Annotated in this window: 18 protein-coding genes; 9 read left to right on the forward strand and 9 right to left on the reverse strand. The window is 67.3% G+C overall.

Annotation, left to right across the window (positions count from 1 at the left end):
- Positions 1–35: 35 nt before the first annotated feature.
- Complete coding sequence (locus GIY56_RS09140) at positions 36–1,391, reverse strand: mechanosensitive ion channel family protein (RefSeq protein WP_154764524.1); 1,356 nt, start codon at positions 1,389–1,391, stop codon at positions 36–38.
- Positions 1,392–1,608: 217 nt separating this feature from the next.
- Here GIY56_RS09140 and leuC point away from each other — a divergent pair, with 217 nt between their 5' ends.
- The 3 genes from leuC to leuD all read left to right on the forward strand — a co-directional run bounded on the left by leuC (position 1,609) and on the right by leuD (position 4,269).
- Positions 1,609–3,027 carry a 3-isopropylmalate dehydratase large subunit gene (leuC, locus tag GIY56_RS09145; RefSeq protein ID WP_154764525.1) on the forward strand — a complete coding sequence of 473 codons (1,419 nt, stop codon included), beginning with the start codon at positions 1,609–1,611 and terminating at the stop codon, positions 3,025–3,027.
- A gap of 61 nt (positions 3,028–3,088) precedes the next feature.
- The gene (locus tag GIY56_RS09150) at positions 3,089–3,664 is read left to right on the forward strand and encodes a hypothetical protein (protein WP_154764526.1); all 576 of its coding nucleotides are present in this window, start codon (positions 3,089–3,091) and stop codon (positions 3,662–3,664) included.
- Complete coding sequence (leuD, locus tag GIY56_RS09155) at positions 3,664–4,269, forward strand: 3-isopropylmalate dehydratase small subunit (RefSeq protein WP_154764527.1); 606 nt, start codon at positions 3,664–3,666, stop codon at positions 4,267–4,269. Before GIY56_RS09150 ends, leuD begins: the two co-directional genes overlap by 1 nt.
- Before the next feature lie 90 nt (positions 4,270–4,359).
- Here leuD and GIY56_RS09160 read toward each other — a convergent pair whose 3' ends face one another.
- The 5 genes from GIY56_RS09160 to GIY56_RS09180 form a co-directional block, all read right to left on the reverse strand.
- Positions 4,360–5,490 carry a site-specific DNA-methyltransferase gene (locus GIY56_RS09160; protein WP_196053588.1) on the reverse strand — a complete coding sequence of 377 codons (1,131 nt, stop codon included), beginning with the start codon at positions 5,488–5,490 and terminating at the stop codon, positions 4,360–4,362.
- Positions 5,491–5,580: 90 nt separating this feature from the next.
- Positions 5,581–6,213, reverse strand: a complete 633-nt coding sequence (locus tag GIY56_RS09165) for a ribonuclease HII (RefSeq protein ID WP_154764528.1) — start codon at positions 6,211–6,213, stop codon at positions 5,581–5,583.
- Positions 6,210–6,689, reverse strand: coding sequence for an ureidoglycolate lyase (locus GIY56_RS09170; RefSeq protein ID WP_154764529.1), 480 nt, complete (start codon positions 6,687–6,689; stop codon positions 6,210–6,212). The genes GIY56_RS09165 and GIY56_RS09170 overlap by 4 nt, the downstream gene beginning before the upstream one ends.
- A 21-nt stretch (positions 6,690–6,710) precedes the next feature.
- Positions 6,711–8,414 (reverse strand): glycosyl transferase family 90, encoded by a 1,704-nt coding sequence (locus GIY56_RS09175; RefSeq protein ID WP_154764530.1) that lies wholly within the window; start codon positions 8,412–8,414, stop codon positions 6,711–6,713.
- The gene (locus GIY56_RS09180) at positions 8,411–9,613 is read right to left on the reverse strand and encodes an MFS transporter (protein WP_154764531.1); all 1,203 of its coding nucleotides are present in this window, start codon (positions 9,611–9,613) and stop codon (positions 8,411–8,413) included. Before GIY56_RS09180 ends, GIY56_RS09175 begins: the two co-directional genes overlap by 4 nt.
- Before the next feature lie 188 nt (positions 9,614–9,801).
- Here GIY56_RS09180 and GIY56_RS09185 point away from each other — a divergent pair, with 188 nt between their 5' ends.
- Positions 9,802–10,557: a GntR family transcriptional regulator gene (locus GIY56_RS09185; protein ID WP_154764532.1), complete on the forward strand. Its 756-nt coding sequence runs from the start codon at positions 9,802–9,804 to the stop codon at positions 10,555–10,557.
- Here GIY56_RS09185 and GIY56_RS09190 read toward each other — a convergent pair.
- Positions 10,554–11,855, reverse strand: a complete 1,302-nt coding sequence (locus GIY56_RS09190; protein ID WP_154764533.1) for a TRAP transporter large permease subunit — start codon at positions 11,853–11,855, stop codon at positions 10,554–10,556. The genes GIY56_RS09185 and GIY56_RS09190 overlap by 4 nt on opposite strands.
- 121 nt (positions 11,856–11,976) lie before the next feature.
- Here GIY56_RS09190 and GIY56_RS09195 point away from each other — a divergent pair, with 121 nt between their 5' ends.
- Together GIY56_RS09195 and GIY56_RS09200 are read left to right on the forward strand one after the other, a co-directional pair.
- On the forward strand, positions 11,977–13,248 hold the full coding sequence (locus tag GIY56_RS09195) for a L,D-transpeptidase family protein (RefSeq protein ID WP_154764534.1): 1,272 nt from the start codon (positions 11,977–11,979) through the stop codon (positions 13,246–13,248).
- Positions 13,245–14,009 carry an extensin-like domain-containing protein gene (locus GIY56_RS09200; protein ID WP_154764535.1) on the forward strand — a complete coding sequence of 255 codons (765 nt, stop codon included), beginning with the start codon at positions 13,245–13,247 and terminating at the stop codon, positions 14,007–14,009. The genes GIY56_RS09195 and GIY56_RS09200 overlap by 4 nt, the downstream gene beginning before the upstream one ends.
- Before the next feature lie 12 nt (positions 14,010–14,021).
- On the opposite strand, the gene GIY56_RS09205 is transcribed toward GIY56_RS09200, so the two are convergent.
- Entirely contained in the window at positions 14,022–14,753 is a 732-nt protein-coding gene (locus tag GIY56_RS09205) for a Crp/Fnr family transcriptional regulator (protein WP_154764536.1), read from the reverse strand.
- A gap of 112 nt (positions 14,754–14,865) precedes the next feature.
- The gene (locus GIY56_RS09210; protein ID WP_196053589.1) at positions 14,866–16,200 is read right to left on the reverse strand and encodes a FliI/YscN family ATPase; all 1,335 of its coding nucleotides are present in this window, start codon (positions 16,198–16,200) and stop codon (positions 14,866–14,868) included.
- An 86-nt stretch (positions 16,201–16,286) separates the two neighbouring features.
- Here GIY56_RS09210 and GIY56_RS09215 point away from each other — a divergent pair, with 86 nt between their 5' ends.
- From GIY56_RS09215 to fliE, 3 genes are read left to right on the forward strand one after another with little or no spacing between them, the layout of a single operon-like run.
- Positions 16,287–16,673, forward strand: a complete 387-nt coding sequence (locus GIY56_RS09215) for a FlgB family protein (protein WP_154764537.1) — start codon at positions 16,287–16,289, stop codon at positions 16,671–16,673.
- Positions 16,673–17,065 (forward strand): flagellar basal body rod protein FlgC, encoded by a 393-nt coding sequence (gene flgC / locus GIY56_RS09220; protein WP_154764538.1) that lies wholly within the window; start codon positions 16,673–16,675, stop codon positions 17,063–17,065. The genes GIY56_RS09215 and flgC overlap by 1 nt, the downstream gene beginning before the upstream one ends.
- 11 nt (positions 17,066–17,076) lie before the next feature.
- Complete coding sequence (gene fliE, locus GIY56_RS09225; protein WP_154764539.1) at positions 17,077–17,361, forward strand: flagellar hook-basal body complex protein FliE; 285 nt, start codon at positions 17,077–17,079, stop codon at positions 17,359–17,361.
- The last annotated feature ends 3 nt before the right edge of the window (positions 17,362–17,364 follow it).

A 17,364-nucleotide genomic window follows, 5' to 3' on the forward strand; every position in this document is an offset into this window, starting at 1 on the left:
GGGATAGGATAAAGATAGCATCTTTTCCGGCCATCTCAATGTTCCCGGTCCGATTCCGTTCTGTCCGGCCGGGGATCGCCCATATGGATCGGCAGCGCGGCATTCACAACCCGGACCTCGCGCTGCGGGAAGGGGATGGTGATGCCCTGTTCCTTGAAGGCGTCCCACAGCGCCAGATAGACCTGGCCCCGCACATTGGTCAGCCCGCCCGCCGCATCGTCGATCCAGAAGCGCAGCACGTAGTCGATGGAACTGTCGCCGAAACCCGTCACCCAGCAGACCGCCTGACGGTGCGACAGGACCCGCTTGACCGTCTTGACGGCGGCGATGGCCGTGGCGCTGACCTTGTGGGGGTCGTCGTCATAAGAGGCGCCGAATTTCAGATCCAGCCGCACGAAGCTGTTGGTGTGGGACCAGTTCACCACCTGGCCCGTCACCAGATCCTCGTTCGGGATCAGGTATTCCTTGCCGTCGCGCGTGACCACGCTGACATAGCGCGCGCCCAGTTCCTCGATCCAGCCGAAGGTGTCGCCCAGGCTGATCACGTCGCCGGGCTTCACGGACTTGTCCAGCAGGATGATGACCCCGGACACCAGGTTCGAGACGACCTTCTGCAGCCCGAAGCCCAGGCCCAGGCCGATCGCGCCGGAAAAGACCGCCAATCCCGTCAAATCGAACCCCACTGCCTTCAGCCCCACCACGACCGCCAGGCTGAACAGCACGATTTGCAACAGCTTGGCCGTCAGCACCCGCATCGTGGGCGAGATGTCCTCGTTCCGGGCCAGCCTGCCGGTGATCAGCCGCGACAGCGCCCGCGCGCCGCCGATCAGCAGCCCGGTCACGACCAGCGCCTTGACGACCGTCAGCACCGACAGCCGCAACTCGCCCAGGGTGATGGCGAAGCTGTCCAGGAATTGGCCCGCCGGTTCGGTCAGATCCAGCAGGAACAGCGTGACCCAGATCCAGGCGGCCCAGCTGACGATGCGGCGCAGCAGGCGGTTGGCGATCAGCCGCGCCACGAAGAAGATCGCCAGCCAGGCCGTCGCGATCGAGGCGGCCAGCGCGATCAGCGCGCTGCGGGACGGCCATGTCATTTCCCGCATCACCAGGACCACCGCCCAGGCCAGAGCCGCGAAGATGATCAGGCCCATCCGGCGGCCGATCAGCACCCCGATCCGCAGCCGTCCTTTCGGCCAGTCGTCGCGGTGGTGCAGCCAGGCCGTCCAGGCCCGCGCGGCAAGCCGTCCCAGCAGCCAGGACAGCACGGCCAGCCCGGCAATGGCGGCCAGCTGATACAGCCGCTGGGGCAGGATCATGATCTCGAAGAACAGGGAAATGCGCGACCACAAGCCTTGGGCAGCATCCACGATGTCCGGTCCGATTGGCTCCATCGCTCCGCCTTTCCGACAATATTGCGTCAACGCCGAAAGGGGCCTAAAAGATCGGCCATGTCCGGGTTCATCTATTTCGACATCCATGACCGCGCCCGCCTGCCGTCGCGGTTCTTCGGCGAAACGCGCGGCGTGACGGCGCGACTGTGACGGGCTGCGGTTTCTGCCGCAGCCGATCCCTTCGCCACGACCCCATCACAGCCGAAAGCCAACAGCCATGACCACCGAATCCGCACGCACGCTTTACGACAAGATCTGGGACGCCCATGTGGTGGACCGCCAGGACGACGGCACCTGCCTTCTGTATATCGACCGCCATCTGGTCCACGAAGTGACCAGCCCCCAGGCCTTCGAGGGGCTGCGCATGACCGGCCGTTCCGTCCGCGCCCCCGAACGCACCATCGCCGTGCCCGACCACAACGTGCCCACCACCTGGGACCGCGAGAACGGCATCGTGAACGAGGAATCGCGCATCCAGGTCGATGCGCTGGACAAGAACGCCCGCGAATTCGGCGTGGTCTATTACCCGGTCAACGACATCCGCCAGGGCATCGTGCACATCGTCGGTCCCGAACAGGGCTGGACCCTGCCCGGCATGACGGTGGTCTGCGGCGACAGCCACACCGCCACGCACGGGGCCTTCGGCGCGCTGGCCCACGGCATCGGCACCTCCGAGGTGGAACACGTGCTGGCCACGCAGACCCTGATCCAGAAGAAGTCCAGGAACATGAAGGTCGAGGTGACGGGCCGCCTGGCCCCCGGCGTCACCGCCAAGGACGTGGTGCTGGCGATTATCGGTCACACCGGCACGGCGGGCGGCACCGGCCATGTCATCGAATACTGCGGCGAGGCGATTCGCGGCCTGTCCATGGAAGGCCGGATGACCATCTGCAACATGGCCATCGAGGGCGGCGCCCGCGCGGGCCTGATCGCGCCGGACCAGACGACCTTCAATTACGTCAAGGGCCGTCCCCATGCGCCGAAGGGGGCGCAATGGGAAGCCGCCGTCGCCTGGTGGAAGACGCTTTTCAGCGACGACGGCGCCCACTGGGACAAGGTCGTCACCCTGCGCGGCGAGGACATTGCCCCCACCGTCACCTGGGGCACGTCCCCCGAGGATGCTCTGCCCATTACCGCGACCGTCCCCGCGCCTTCGGACTTTTCCGGCGGCAAGGTCGAGGCCGCGCGCCGCTCGCTCGACTACATGGGCCTGACGCCCGGCACCCCCCTGACCGACATCGCCATCGACGCGGTCTTCATCGGCAGCTGCACCAACGGCCGGATCGAGGATCTGCGTGCCGCAGCCCAAATCCTGCGCGGCCGCACCCTGGCCCCCGGCGTGCGGGGCATGGTCGTGCCGGGATCCGGCCTCGTGCGCGCCCAGGCCGAGGAGGAGGGCCTGGACCAGGTCTTCAAGGACGCGGGCTTTGAATGGCGGCTTGCGGGCTGTTCCATGTGCCTGGGGATGAACCCCGACCAGCTGGCGCCGGGCGAACGCTGCGCCGCCACCAGCAACCGCAACTTCGAGGGCCGCCAGGGCTACAAGGGCCGCACCCACCTGATGTCGCCCGCGATGGCTGCGGCGGCGGGGGTCGCGGGGCATCTGGTCGATGTGCGGGAAGTGTTTGGAGATTAATGTGGTAAACTGGGTGTGCGTTAAAGGCTATTCAATAAATGAGCATCTTAAGGAAGAAGGTTTGGCATTTGAAGCAATCGATGCAATTTCAGAAATACTTAAAGAAGATGCAGTTCGGAAGATTCGCAAGAAGATGGCTAGTCGTCTAGTAAAGAAACTTGCAATAGAATGCAAAGGCGAATTTGACTTCGACTTACGATCTGCAACTAAAGGAGTATACTGCATAGCTCTAGATGAAGAGTTTGAGTTTGATTATGAAAAGCGACCTTCTAGAATATTGCACATCGGAAGTGGAAATATTTGCACAAGAATATCATCCCACCTAGAAGGAAAGTTATTCGATTTTGCATATGATTTGCGTGTGGTTCCGTTTAGATTTTACTTTGCAGATCTTACAACATCCCTAGTAGAAAAAAAGAACCATGTGGCGCTTGAACAATCTCTCCTAGCAAAATTTTCATCTGACACAGACCAATCCTTGCCCTTGTTAAATAAAAACAATGCAAGCAAGAGCCTTACTTTTGGTGAGGCAAACTCTGGTTGGGATAAACCTTTGCAGCGTGATAGGGGCCCTCAAGCGACTGCTTGGCTGCTTAAGGCTAAGGAAGCAAATCATTGGAAAGGCGCACTGCAATAATGGACAAGTTCACCACCCTGACCGGCATCGCGGCGCCCATGCCGCTGGTCAATATCGACACCGACATGATCATCCCCAAGCAGTTCCTCAAGACGATCAAGCGGTCGGGCCTTGGGGTCAACCTGTTCGACGAGATGCGCTATGACCGCAACGGCAACGAGTTGCCGGATTTCGTGCTGAACCAGCCCGCGTATCGGCAGGCCGAGATCATCGTGGCGGGCGACAACTTCGGCTGCGGATCCTCGCGCGAACACGCGCCCTGGGCGCTCTTGGACTTCGGGATCCGCTGCGTGATTTCCACCAGCTTCGCGGACATCTTCTTCAACAACTGCTTCAAGAACGGCATCCTGCCCGTGGTGCTGCCGCCCGAGGCCGTCGATGTGCTGATGGAGGATGCCCGCAAGGGCGCCAATGCCCGCATGACGGTGGATCTGGAAAACCAGACCGTCACCACCTCGGACGGGGTGTCCTTCGCCTTCGAGGTGGATCCCTTCCGCAAGCATTGCCTGCTGAACGGATTGGACGACATCGGGCTGACCATGGAAAAGGCCCCCGCCATCCAGACCTATGAAACGCGGATGGCGCAGTCCCGCCCCTGGGTCTGATCGAACGAAAAAGCCCCGCCATGCAAGATGGCGGGGCAAGGCGGTTCCCCTGATGGCGGCAGCCGGGGGAACGTGGCGAACCCTGTGGATTCAGTTGGGGCGGGACACCTCGCCCTCCATCTCGGCGCGGATCTGCTGGCGCAGGATGTCGATGGGGATCATCCGGCCCTCGCGCCGGTAATGCCAATAGGTCCAGCCGTTGCAGGAGGGCGCGCCTTCCAGCGCGGCCCCGACCTGGTGGATCGACCCCTTCACGTCATTGCCGATCAGGCTGCCATCGGCGCGGACCTTGGCCTTGTGGCGGTTGTTCATGGAAAACAGCTCCTCGCCCGGGCGCAGCATCCCGCGCTCGATCACCTGGCCGAAGGGGATGCGGGGTTCCGCCCGCTTGGCTTTCGTCGTGGCCAGGGCCTCGGCGTCCAGGCGGCGGATGCGGCTGATGCGACGCTCGGCGACCTCACGATAGGCTTCCTCGCGCTCGATCCCGATGAAGTCGCGGCCCAGCATCTTGGCGACCGCGCCCGTCGTGCCGGTGCCGAAGAACGGGTCCAGCACCACGTCGCCGGGATTGGTCGTGCCGATGATCACGCGGTGCAGCAGCGATTCCGGTTTTTGCGTCGGGTGCGCCTTGTCGCCCGCCGCGTCCTTCAAGCGTTCGCCGCCGTTGCAGATGGGCAGCACCCAGTCCGACCGCATCTGCGTGCCTTCGTTCAGCGATTTCAGCGCCTCGTAGTTGAAGGTGTATTTCGCCGATTCGGATTTCGCCGCCCAGATCAGCGTCTCGTGCGCGTTGGTCAGCCGCTTGCCGCGGAAATTCGGCATCGGGTTCGCCTTGCGCCAGATCACGTCGTTCATGATCCAGAAGCCTTGGTTCTGAATCTCGGCCCCCACCCGGAAGATGTTGTGATAGCTGCCGATGACCCAGATCGCGCCGTTGGGCTTCAGAAGGCGGCGCGCGGCGGCCAGCCAGTCGCGGGTAAAGGCGTCATAGCTGGCGAAGCTGGAGAATTGGTCCCAGTGGTCGTCCACGGCATCGACCTTGGAATGGTCGGGCCGGTGCAGGTCGCCGCGCAGTTGCAGGTTATAGGGCGGGTCGGCAAAGATCAGGTCCACGCTGGCTTCGGGAAGCGCGTTCATGGCGGCGATGCAGTCGCCTGCCAGGATCTGGTTGAGGGGAAGCGGTCGCGCGGCTGCCATGCGCTGGTCCTTGGTCTTGATCATCTTTGCCTCGGGGGGAAGTGCCGGTTTGTCCCGGTCTGGTATCCCGTTAACATGATTCAGACCCGAATCGGCGTCAATTTCTTTTTTGAATCAAGGGGTTGCTACCAGGGGTTTACACAAGATGTTGTGGACCGGCCCGAACGAACGCCTATGGCAGGGGGTCACGCCCAAATCTAGAAGCGCCTGCCTGTGCGCAGGCGTGCCGTAGCCCGCGTTGGATTCCCAGCCATAGCCGGGATGTTGTTGCGCCAAATCCACCATAAGCCGGTCGCGCGCCACCTTGGCCAGGATGGATGCCGCGGCGATCGTCATGCAGCGCGCGTCGCCCCCCACGATGGCCTCGCCGGGGCAGGACAGGTCGCAGGGGACGCGGTTGCCGTCCACCAGCACATGGCAGGGCTTTTCCCGCAGGCCCGCCACGGCCAGGCACATCGCCAGATGCGCGGCGTGGTGGATGTTCAGGCGGTCGATCTCCTCGACGCCGACATGGATGATGCAATGGTCGCAATGGACGGCCAGCCATTCGGCCAGGGCCTCGCGCCGTTTCGCGGTCAGCTTCTTGGAATCGTTCAGCCCGCCGGGGATGTTGTCCGGGTCCAGCACCACGGCGCAGGCGGTGACGGGACCGGCCAAGGGACCGCGCCCGACCTCGTCCACGCCCGCCACGCGGCGGGCGCCCCGGATCAGGGCGAGGCGTTCAAAGCTGTAATCGGGCAGACTCATGCGGTGACGGTTACAGCGGCGATGGTGGCTTCTTCAAGGTTCACGCCCTCGCCTTCGCGGTCCACGACCAGGAAATCGGCGGGCCGGTCCAGGGGCGTCAGCACGCCGTGCCAGACGCCTGCGCGCAGGTTCACGCCGGTGCCCGCGGGCACCAGGAAGGCGCGCGGTGCCCCCGGCCTGCCGCCCGCGTCCGGGGCCACGACCGACAGCCAGGCATCCGGTCCCAGCGGCATGAAGGCCTGGCTGCCCAGGGGGTGGCGTTCCAGCAGCGTGCAGGCATAGGGCAGGCTGACGGCCTCGCTGCGGAAGATCGAGATGATCGCCTCTCCCCCCGCGCGTTCCACCGTGGCCAACGCGTGGTGGCGTTCGCAGCGGCCCGCGTTGATCATGCGGTCGGGCGTGGCGCGCGGGGCCAGCACCTCGCCGAAGGGGGCGAAGGCGTCCGGCGTCAGGGGTTCGATGCGGATCGTGGTCATGGGGTCCTCCTGCCGCTTGGCTTACCCTGCCGCCGCCAGCCCGTCGAGGATCCGCGCCATGATCGCGCGGCGCGTGGCAGGCTTGCGCAGCATCGCGGCCTCGGCCCGGGCCGCAGCCGCCATGGCCTTGCAGTCGTCGGGATTTTCCCGCGCCCAAGCCAGTTTTTCGGCGATGTCGGTGCCATACCGCTCCAGCGGGATATAGTGTTTCCACGGATGGAAGCGGCCGGAATAGAAGACCTCCCACCCGTCCTGCTCGGCCAGCAGCACGGATCGGCTGTCGATGGCCCCGATGAAGTTCGAGCCGTGGTCATAGCCCGTCAGGCACAATTGATACCGGAAGCGGCGGAAGAAGGCCCGGTCCTGACGCGGCGTGCAATAGGGCGCAAGCCACGGATCGCGGGCAAAGTCGCGAAAACCCCAGGCCATGACCACGCCCAGGTCGAAGTCGGGATGCCCCCACCAACGCCGCACGAAGGCCAGCCGGTTGGTGTTGCACAGCCGGTCCCAGGCCGCCTGCCGCGCGGCCGGATCGTCCCCCGCCTCGGCCAGTTGGCGCAGCAGCACATGCGAGGCCGGGCCGGTCCTGACCCCCTCTCCCATCCCGCTGCCCGAGATCATGCCGCGCCAGACGACCCGGTCCAGCTTGTCCTCCCACGGGACCGGATCGGGTGCGGCATCGGGGTCGAAGCCCGGCAGGCCGATAGCGTGCTGGTCGGGCAGCGGCCACAGCACGGCATTGCGCGCGCCTGCCCGGCGGTTGTGGCAAAGGACCGGGGCCGCCAGCGGTTCCCCCTGGGGGGATCCGAACCAGCGCGAATCCTCCATGTCGATGCGCAGGGGCATGGGGCGGTCCAGGCGCAGGGCGTCGTTGATCACCCCCTCGGCCCGGATCAGCTTGAAATGCCGGCCCGGCGCCGACAGGGCGATGCCGTCCGCGACCGCGATGCGGCGCGGGGCGCCGTGGCGGCTGGTCACGGAGGCGGCGCCGTCCCAGATGGAAAAATATTCCGACAACCCGCCGTCCTGACCCGCGCCGGATTCAAGCCCGCGCAGGCAGAAGGTGGCCACGTCCTCGACATAGGTTTCATCCACCTGTTCGGCAGGCGGCGGGGTCAGCAGCCGGGCCAGATCGGGGGGCGCGCCCTCGGCTTCGGGGAACCAGCCTTGCTGCCAGCCGGGGTGCCGCATCGGCAGCAGCGGGTCAAGCCGTGCGGCCAGATCGGCGGGCGTGTCGCGGTCCAGATCGACGCGGATCAGGCGGGGATCGGTGCCGAAGAAGGCCTCCACCGCCGCCAGGTGGGCGTGCCAATCCGCCTCCCACAGGTCGGGCAGGTCGGCCGTGCCGCAGCCGCGATGATGGGCATGGCAGCGCGCGGCGCCCCCGTCGCGGGTCAGGCGGTCGAGGATCCAGTCCTCGGGCGGCCGCGTGGTCAGGATGAAGCGCGCCTGCGGGAAACGCCCGGCCAGCCAGGCGAACTGCCGCCAGGCCTCCAGCGGCGGGCGCCAATGCGGGGCGTGGCGGTAAAGGCCCGCGAACAGGACCGTGCCCGGCCACAGGGTCAGGGGCGCGCCGCCGGTGGCGCGGGCGAACAGGATGTCCTCGGCCAGCCGCCCCTTGTCGTGGCAGACGGCGGGGTGGCCGTTGCGGCGGAACAGCCGGGCCAGCCGCCCCTCGCCGCAATTGTCGGGGCTGATGTGGAAGAACAGCGGCGCAGCCGTCATCCGCCGATCAGCCGCCCCGGCCGCGGCAGGAAGATCGTCAGGACCCCCAGGATCGGCAGGAACGAGCAAAGGACGAACACCCGCTCGATCCCCTGCGCATCGGCCAGCACGCCCAGGGCAGCGGCGGCGATGCCGCCCATGCCGAAGCTGAATCCGAAGAACAGCCCGGCGATGGTGCCGGTGCGGCCCGGCACCAGTTCCTGGGCAAAGACCACGATGGCCGGGAAGGCGGACGCCAGGATCAGCCCGATGATGACGGCAAGCACCCCCGTCGCCGCCAGCCCGACATGGGGCAGCAGCAGCGTGAAGGGCAGCACGCCCAGGATGGAAAACCAGATCACCCGCAGCGGCCCGATGCGGTCGCCGATGACCCCGCCCAGGATCACGCCCCCGGCCATGCCGCCCAGGAACAGGAACAGCATGAGCTGCGCGCCCTGCGGACCCAGGCCGAACTTGTCGATGGTGAAAAAGGTGAAATAGCTGCTCATCGAGGCGGTGTAGATGTTCTTCGTGAAGGTCAGCACCGCCAGCACGACGATGGACCGGGTCACGATGCCCCGGGTCAGGCGCAGCGCGGTGTCGGCCTTGGCGGTGGCGGCGCGGCGCCGCCCCTCGGCCCAGGACCCCACATGCCACAGCAGCGCCCCGCCCAGGGCCGCGGCCACGGCGAACCAGGCGACCGCCGGACGGCCCAGCGGCACCACGATGAAGGCCGCCAGCAAGGGTCCCAGCGACTGCCCGAAATTGCCGCCCATCTGGAACAGCGACTGCGCCGTCCCGAACCGCCCGCCGGATGCCAGCCGCGCCACGCGCGAGCTTTCGGGATGGAACACCGCCGACCCGACCCCGATCAGCATCGCCCCGGCCAGCAGCATTTCATAGCGATGCGCGAAGGCCAGCAGCAGCACCCCGCAAAAGGTCGAGACCATGCCGAAGGGCAGCGATCGGGGCTGCGGGTGCCTGTCCGTGGCCATGCCGATCAAGGGCTGCAACAGCGATGCCGTGACCTGGAAGGCGAAGGTCATCACCCCGATCTGCGCGTAAGACAACGAGAACTCGGCCCGCAGCAGCGGATAGATCGCCGCCAGCATGGACTGCATCACGTCGTTGATCATGTGGCACAGGCTGATGGCGGTCAGGATGCCCCAGGCGGTGCCTGCGACGGCGACAGGATTGGCGGTGGTGGCTTCGGCGCGCATCGTTCCCCCTGCGATCTGCTGCAGATCATGCAATAGCAGCCGCAACGCCCGGCGCAAGCGGACTGTCGCGCCCCGCATGGGCAAGCCGTCGCCGGTTCGGCGCCACTGTCGATTTGGACAGCTTCCTTTTGCGTCAACTCTTCCCGACATTGGGCAGGTTATATTGTTCGAGTTTCATAGTAAAAGACATGGCAAAGATACCCGGCAACCTTGTCCGGTCGCTGCGTGCATCCGGCGCGGCGGGCGGAGGCAGGCGCATGAACACCTGGCAATCGGTGCGCGCCGATGTCCTGGAACGGATCCGAAGCCGGGAATGGCCGCCCGGCGAACTGATCCCGACCGAACACGAACTGGCCGTCAGCCTGGGCTGCGCGCGTGCCACCGTGAACCGGGCGCTGCGCGAACTGGCCGACAGCGGCATCATCGAACGCCGCCGCAAGGTGGGCACGCGCGTGGCCGCGACCTCGGCCCGGCGCACGGTGCTGGACATGCCCGCGATGCGCACCGAGATCGAGGGCATGGGCGCGCTTTACGCCTATCGCCTGGCGAACTTCCTGACCCGCCTGCCGACCGAGGCCGCCGCCCGCGCCCTGCAGGTTCCCCCGGGCGAGGAACTGGTGCTGGTCAAGGCGACCTATACCGCCGACGGCCAGCCCCATTGCTGCGAGTCGATCTGGCTGAACCCGCGCATTCTGCCGCCCCTGACCCGCCAGGACGTGGAGAACCGATCCGCCCACGAATGGCTGGCCAGCCAGGTGGCCCTGACGCATGGCCGGTTCTCGATCCTGGCGGATGCCGCCACCGGCGATTGCGCGCGCCACCTGAAGATCGCCGAAGGCACGCCCGTCCTGACCATCGAGCGCACCAACTGGAGCGACACGACCCCCGTGTCCTTCGCCCGCCAGTTCTATCCCCCCCAGCACCGGCTGGTGTCTGAGGACTAGGGCCAGCCGGACAGGGCCGGGAACAGCACGATCGCGGCCAGGACCAGAAGGTCCGCGAACAGGAACCGCGCGATGCCCGACAGGATCACGGCAGGCGGAACGGTCTTGATGGCCGCCGCCACGACGATCGCGGTCAGCCCCAGGGGCGGCAGGACCAGGGCGATCTCCACCAGCTTGACCACGACGATCCCGGCCCAGACGGCATCCAGCCCCCAGGCCTGGGCCAGGGCCGTCGCGAAGGGCAGCAGCAGGACCAGCATCGCCATAGGCTCGGCCACCAGGGCCAGGGCGGCGCAGGCAAGGCCCATCAGGGCCATGGCGGCCAGGCGCGGCAGGCTGGCAGCCGTCCAGTCCGCCAGCGCGGCCGGGACGCCTGTCTGGTCCAGAAAGGACAGGAACAGCGCCGCCGCGGCCAGCACCAGCAGGATCGCGGCCGTCTGGCGCAGGCTTTCGCGCAGGGCGCACCACAGCGTTTCGGGTGGCAGGCGGTGCTGGATCAGCCCGAAGGCCAGCGTCAGCGCCAAGCAGATCGCCACGGCGGCGACCGGCGTCAGAAGGCCCGAGGCGATCCCGCCCACGATGATCGCGAACAGCACCGGCGCGGGCCAGACCGCGCGCAGGGCCGCGCCCGGCGTGATCGCCAGCGACTGCGGCAGGGGTGCGGCCTGCGGGTCGCGCCGGACCCACCACAGGACGGTCGCGATCATCCCCGCCAGCGACAGAAGCGCGGGCAGCAGCCCGGCCAGGAACATCGCGCCCACGGGCGTTCCCGACAGCAGCCCCCAGACGATCAGCAGCATGGACGGCGGCATGAGCGCGCCCAGCGTGCTGCCCATGGCGACCGAAGCCCCGGCCAGGCGCGGATCATGACGGGCCTGCAGCATGGGCGGCACCGCGATGCGAGACATGGTGGCGGCGCAGCCCAGCGAGGATCCCGACGTGGCGGAAAAACCCGCGCATCCCCCGATCGCCGCCAGCGCCAGCCCGCCGCGCCTGCCTTGCAGGATGACGGCCGCCGCGTCATGCACGCGCGTGGCAAAGCCCGCGTAAAAGGCGGTGTTGCCCAGCACCAGCACCAGCGGCACCAGCCACAGGTCGGGCCGGGACAGCAGCGCCGCCACCGGATCCCACGCGCGGTCCAGCGTTCCCGTCCAGGCCAGCCCGGCCGCGCCCGCCCCCATCAGCGCCAGGGCGACCGGCATCCGCAGGGCCGTCAGCGTGACGGCCGCCGCGATCGCGGCAAGGCCCGCCATCCCCATTCCCTCGCCCGTCACCCTGTCCCCGACATGCTGCAGCACGGGGCAGGCTATGCCGCGGCGGCAGCGAACTCAAACGGGAATTGACCGGAATGTGACCGCCGGTCTATCTGGCGATTCCGCGCAGGACCCCCGATGCTGCGCCCATCCGACGGAGACCCCCATGTCGCGCCCTTCGACCTCCACCCTGCTTGCCCTGGCGCTTGCCTCGCTCTGTGCCCTGCCCGTGCAGGCCCAGACCGACACGCCTTTCCTGGCGGCCGATGTGGAGGCCGCAAGCTATGACGGCGGCGACCTGCCTTCGGGGCGGTCGGCCCTGACGACCAAGGTGCAGGTGCTTCTGGACCGCTCGGGGATCTCTCCGGGCGTGATCGACGGCTTCAAGGGCGGCATGAGCCAGAGCGCGCTCATGGCCTTTGAACGCCGGTCGGGCCTGCCCATCGACGGGGTGATGGACCCGCATGTCTGGAACCTGCTGCAATCCTTTGCCGCGCAGTCTGCTACCCAGGACTATACCATCACGGCCGAGGACGCGCAGGGCCTGGTGGACGCGATCCCGACCGATTACGCCGAAAAGGCGCAGATGCCTGCCATGGCCCATACCAGCGTCGCCGAACGCCTGGGCGAGCGGTTCCACATGGACGAGAAGTTCATCGCCTTCCTGAACCCCGGCACGGATCTGGTGCCTGGCGCCACGATCAAGGTCATCAATACCGGCAGCCGGATGCGCGGCACCGTGGCGCGCATCCTGGTGGACGTGAACACGCGCCGGGTGGCCGGGTTCGATGCGGACGGCAAGCTGCTGGTGGACTATCCGGCGACGATCGGATCGTCGGCCACGCCCTCGCCCTCGGGCAGTCACCATGTGGCCAAGGTGGCGCTGAACCCGAACTATACCTACGATCCCAGGAAGAACTTCCAGCAGGGCGACAACGACAAGGTGCTGGTGGTGCCGCCGGGACCGAACGCGCCGGTGGGCACGGTCTGGATCGGGTTGTCCAAGCCCACCTACGGCATCCACGGCACGCCCACGCCGTCGCAACTGTTCCGCAACCAGTCGATGGGCTGCGTGCGGCTGACCAACTGGGACGCCGAGGAACTGGCCCACATGGTCCGCGTCAACACCACCGCCGTCGAATTCCTGCCCGCGGGCGTCACCATCGCCGATGCCACGGGGGCTGCGGATGCGGCATCCGCCCCGGCCGAGCCGCTGGAAACCCCCGCCGCCGCGACCCCCGCCGCCCCTGCCCCGGCCGAGCCGCTGGATTACACGGACCCGCTGGCCGCCAAGCGCGCCCCGGCCGAGGCGGTGTACGAAAACACCTCCGAGGAGGAGGCCGACACGCTGGCGCCGCCCGCCGATCCGCTCAGCGATGCCCTCAGCGGGGCGCTGCGCGACAGCTTCGTCGTGCCGCCGGTCGCCGGCCAGCCATGATCCGGTCGGGCGCGATCCTGCTGGCGGTGCTGGTGTCGCTGACCCCCGCCGCTGCGCAGGACCGGCCCCCCGAACGGCCCCTCGAACCGCCCGGGGATGCCACGCCTGCGCCCGCAGCGGACATCGCCGCGCCCGAGCCGCCCGAGATGTTCGGCCCGCCCCCGCCCCCGGCCTGGTGGATGCTGCGCGAAACCGACGAGGACTTTGCCGCCTGCAAGCTGGCGCTGTCCTACCTGGGCACGGTCCATGCCGAACAGCCCCCCCTCACCGATCCGCAGGATCCCGATTGCGGCATCGCCCGTCCGGTCAGGGTGGACAGGATCCTGCCCGACCTGGTGCTGGAAGGCGGCGCGGTGATGCGCTGCGACACGGCGCGGGGGCTTGGCCTGTGGGCGCGCGACTTCCTGCGCCCGGCGGCGGCCATGCTGCCGGGCGCGCCCCGCGTCACCGGGTTGCAACTGGGCACGACTTATGACTGCCGCCCGCGCATCGGCACGGGCGAGGCGCGGCCCAAGCTGTCGGAACACGCGCTCGGCAATGCCATCGACATCGCCGCCATCCTGTTCGACGGGGCCGAACCGCTGGCGATCCAGCCGCGCACCGACACGGGCGACCTGGCCGAGGCGTTCCAGCGCACCATCCGCGCGGCCGGTTGCCTGTTCTTCACCACGGTGCTTGGTCCCGGCGCGAACGAGGCCCACGAGGACCACCTGCACCTGGACATCGCCGCCCGGCGCGGCGGCTGGCGGCTGTGCCAGTGACCCTGGCGGCACTCAGCGCCGGACGCGCTCCAGATCCAGATAGGACGGGTCGAAGCGCGACAACAGCACCAGCCCCTTCCAGTCGATGATGGTGATGTCCGGTCCCGACCAGCGGATCAGGCCGCGGTCGCGCAGGTCGCGGACGGCGCGGTTCACATGGATCGGGGAATAGCCCAGGATGTCCGCCAGTTCGCGTTGCAGCAGCGGCAGCTGGAACTGCCCGTCCGAGGCCGCGCCCACGGCATTCAGGCGCGTGTAGATCTCGCACAGCAGATGCGCCAGATGCGCGCTGGACCGCAGCGAGGCCGCCGCGACCAGCCATTGCCGGTGGATCGCCGACTCGATCAGCGTGGCCATCCACAAAAGCCGGGTCAGGTGGGGAAAGTTCTCGGTGATCTCGGTCAGTTCGGAATGGTCGATGAACTCGACCTCGACGGGACCGACCGCGACGATGGAATGATCCAGCTTGGCCAGGACAAAGGCGTGAAGATCGACAAAGTCGCCCGGGACGTGCAAGGCCGTGATCACGCAGTCGTCGGGACGGCCCACCAGCCTGTTGGACCGCGCGGACAACCCGCGCAGCATCATGCAGCTGCGGGTCGGACTGCTGCCCGCCGGAACGATCACCTCGCCCGCGCCATAGCTCGCATGTTCGATCCTGATCGCGCGCAGGCGTTCCAGGTCTTTCGGGGCCAGAGTGTCGCGCCTTTGAAGATAACGGACAAAGTACTCGGTGATTGCCAATTCCGTCCCCTTGCTCTGGCAGAGGACAGTTGCAAATCGTGCTGCACTGCGCAATGGGCCGGCCCCCCGATCTAACATTCATTAAGCGATCTCAATCGCTTGCATTCGATGATCACGTTCGCGCACCGTGCCGCGGGCTGGCCTGGACCCGAAGCGCCGCGGCAAGTTCCGCAAAGCTTTCGGCGACCCCGTTCGTCTTGCGGGTCACAAGGTCGTCAAGCTGTGGAAAGAGCTTTACAGCCTCGTCCAGGCGGGCGTCCGATCCGGGCGCGTAAAGGCCCGCGCGAATCATCAACTCGGATTCCGCATAGGCGCCAAGGGCGGCCCGGGCCTTGCCGATCATCCTGTTCTCGTCAGCGGTGGCGGCATCGGGCAAGGACCGCGACACCGACCTTACCACATCGATGGCCGGAAAACGACCACGTTCCGCAATCGTCCGGTCCAGCACCACATGCCCGTCCAGCGTGCCGCGCAGGATGTCGGCCACCGGCTCCTCCATGTCGGACCCCGCCACCAGCACGCTGAAGATGCCGGTGATGTCGCCCGTCCCTTCCAGCCCCGGTCCCGACCGCTCGGCCAGAGCCATGATCAGGTTCGACACCGAGGGCGGAAAGCCGCGATAGCTGGGGGGTTCCCCGGCGGCCAGGGCGATCTCGCGATGCGCCTCGGCGAAGCGGGTGATCGAGTCGGCCAGAAACAGCACATGGCGCCCCCCGTCGCGGAAATGCTCGGCCACCGCCATGGCGGCCCAGGCACAGCGCCGCCGGATCAGCGGCGAGCGGTCGGATGTCGCGGCCACGATCACCGCCCGCGCCATGCCCTCCGGTCCCAGGGTCTTTTCCACGAATTCGCGCAACTCGCGCCCGCGTTCGCCGATCATGGCGATGACCACCACATCGGCCTGCACGCCCCGGGCCAGGCCCGACAGCAGTGTGGACTTGCCCACGCCCGATCCCGCGAACAGCCCGATCCGCTGGCCCGTGACCAGGGGCAGCAGCGTGTCGAAGACCGCGAATCCCGTGGGCAGGCGCGCGCCCAGCCTTTTGCGGCGGACGGCGGGCGGGGCTTCGCGGCGGTAAGGGCGCGGTTCGAGGCCCTGGGGCAAGGGGCGGCCGTCCAGCGGCTGGCCCAGGGGGTCGATGATTCGCCCGATCCAGGCGTCGCAGGGGGCGATGGTGGGGGCAAACAGCAGTTCGACGGCGGCCCCCACCGACAGGCCTTCGGCATCGCCTTCGGGCAGCACGTCGGCATGGCGCGGGCCAAGCCCGACAACCTCGCCCGCGACCTGGCCTTTCTGCAGCGAAATCAGCACCCTGTCGCCCACCGAGGCGTGGCTGTTCAGCCCCTCGGCCCGGATCAGCCCCCCTTGCATCGAATGCACCCGGCCAAAGTGCCGCGTCATCCGCAAATCCGCGATCCGCGCCGCGATCGAGGTCAGTTGATCCATGTCCACCCTCCGGTTTTTTCAAGCCGCAAACGGTTTCTAAACGAATCGGGGTTAAGACCGGGTTATCGCCAATGAGGAGAAGCCTCATGTTTGAAAAGATCGAAATGATGCGCATGGCCCGTGCCCTGGGCGCCCATGCCAGCGAGCGGCATCTTGTCGTCGCCCGCAACATCGCCAATGCCGACACCCCCGGCTTCAAGGCCGCCGACACGGCGTCCTTTGCCGACAGCTATCGCGCATCGTCCCTGGCGCCGATGCGGACCACCGACCCGCGCCACCTGGACACGCCCGACTGGTCGCCCCTGACGCGCCAGACGGTCGAGGAAACCGGCGTCTCGCCCAACGGCAACTCCGTATCCTTGGAGGAGGAGATGCTGAAGGCGGCCGAGGTCAAGCGCGGCCACGACCTGTCGCTGGGCATCTATCGCTCGGCGCTGGATCTGATGCGCACCAGCATCGGGCGGAGGGCGTGATGGACCGTCCCGTTTCCGCCCTGCACCTGGCAGCATCCGGGATGCGCGCGCAAAGCGAACGCCTGCGCCACACCGCCGAGAACATCGCCAATGCCGACACGCCCGGCTATCGCCGCAAGCTTGTCACCTTCGAGGAGGCGACCGTCTTCGGCCGCCCCACGGGCGAGGTCGAGGCATCGAAGCTGCGGCTGGACCAGAAGGAGCTGCCGCGCATCTACGACCCCTCGCACCCCCTGGCGGACGAGGACGGCTATTACCTGGGATCCAACGTCGATCTGGTGATCGAGATCGCCGATTCCCGCGAGGCGGGCCGCTCCTACGAAGCCAACCTGAAAATGTTCGAGCAGACGCGCCAGATGGGCGCGTCGCTTCTGGAACTTCTGCGCCGCTAGAAAGGTCGCCCATGTTTACCAGTTTGAATGCAGCCAGTGCCTATTCCGCCGCCCGCACCGCCGTGGCGCCCGGCCAACCCGCCCCCGCCGTCCAAGCGCTGTCCGACGCCGCCGAGGATTTCGCGGCCCAGATGGGCCAGGTCGACCAGGTGGCGACCGGCGCCATGACCGGCCAGGTCGAAACCCACCGCCTGGTCCAGACCCTGGCCGAGGCCGAGATGGCGATGGAGACCGTGGTCGCCATCCGCGACAAGGTGGTCGAGGCCTATCAGGAAATCCTGCGGATGCCGGTGTAGGCC

Origin of the sequence: Paracoccus lichenicola (assembly GCF_009708075.1) — a bacterium.
In the GTDB taxonomy this organism is placed as follows: domain Bacteria; phylum Pseudomonadota; class Alphaproteobacteria; order Rhodobacterales; family Rhodobacteraceae; genus Paracoccus; species Paracoccus lichenicola.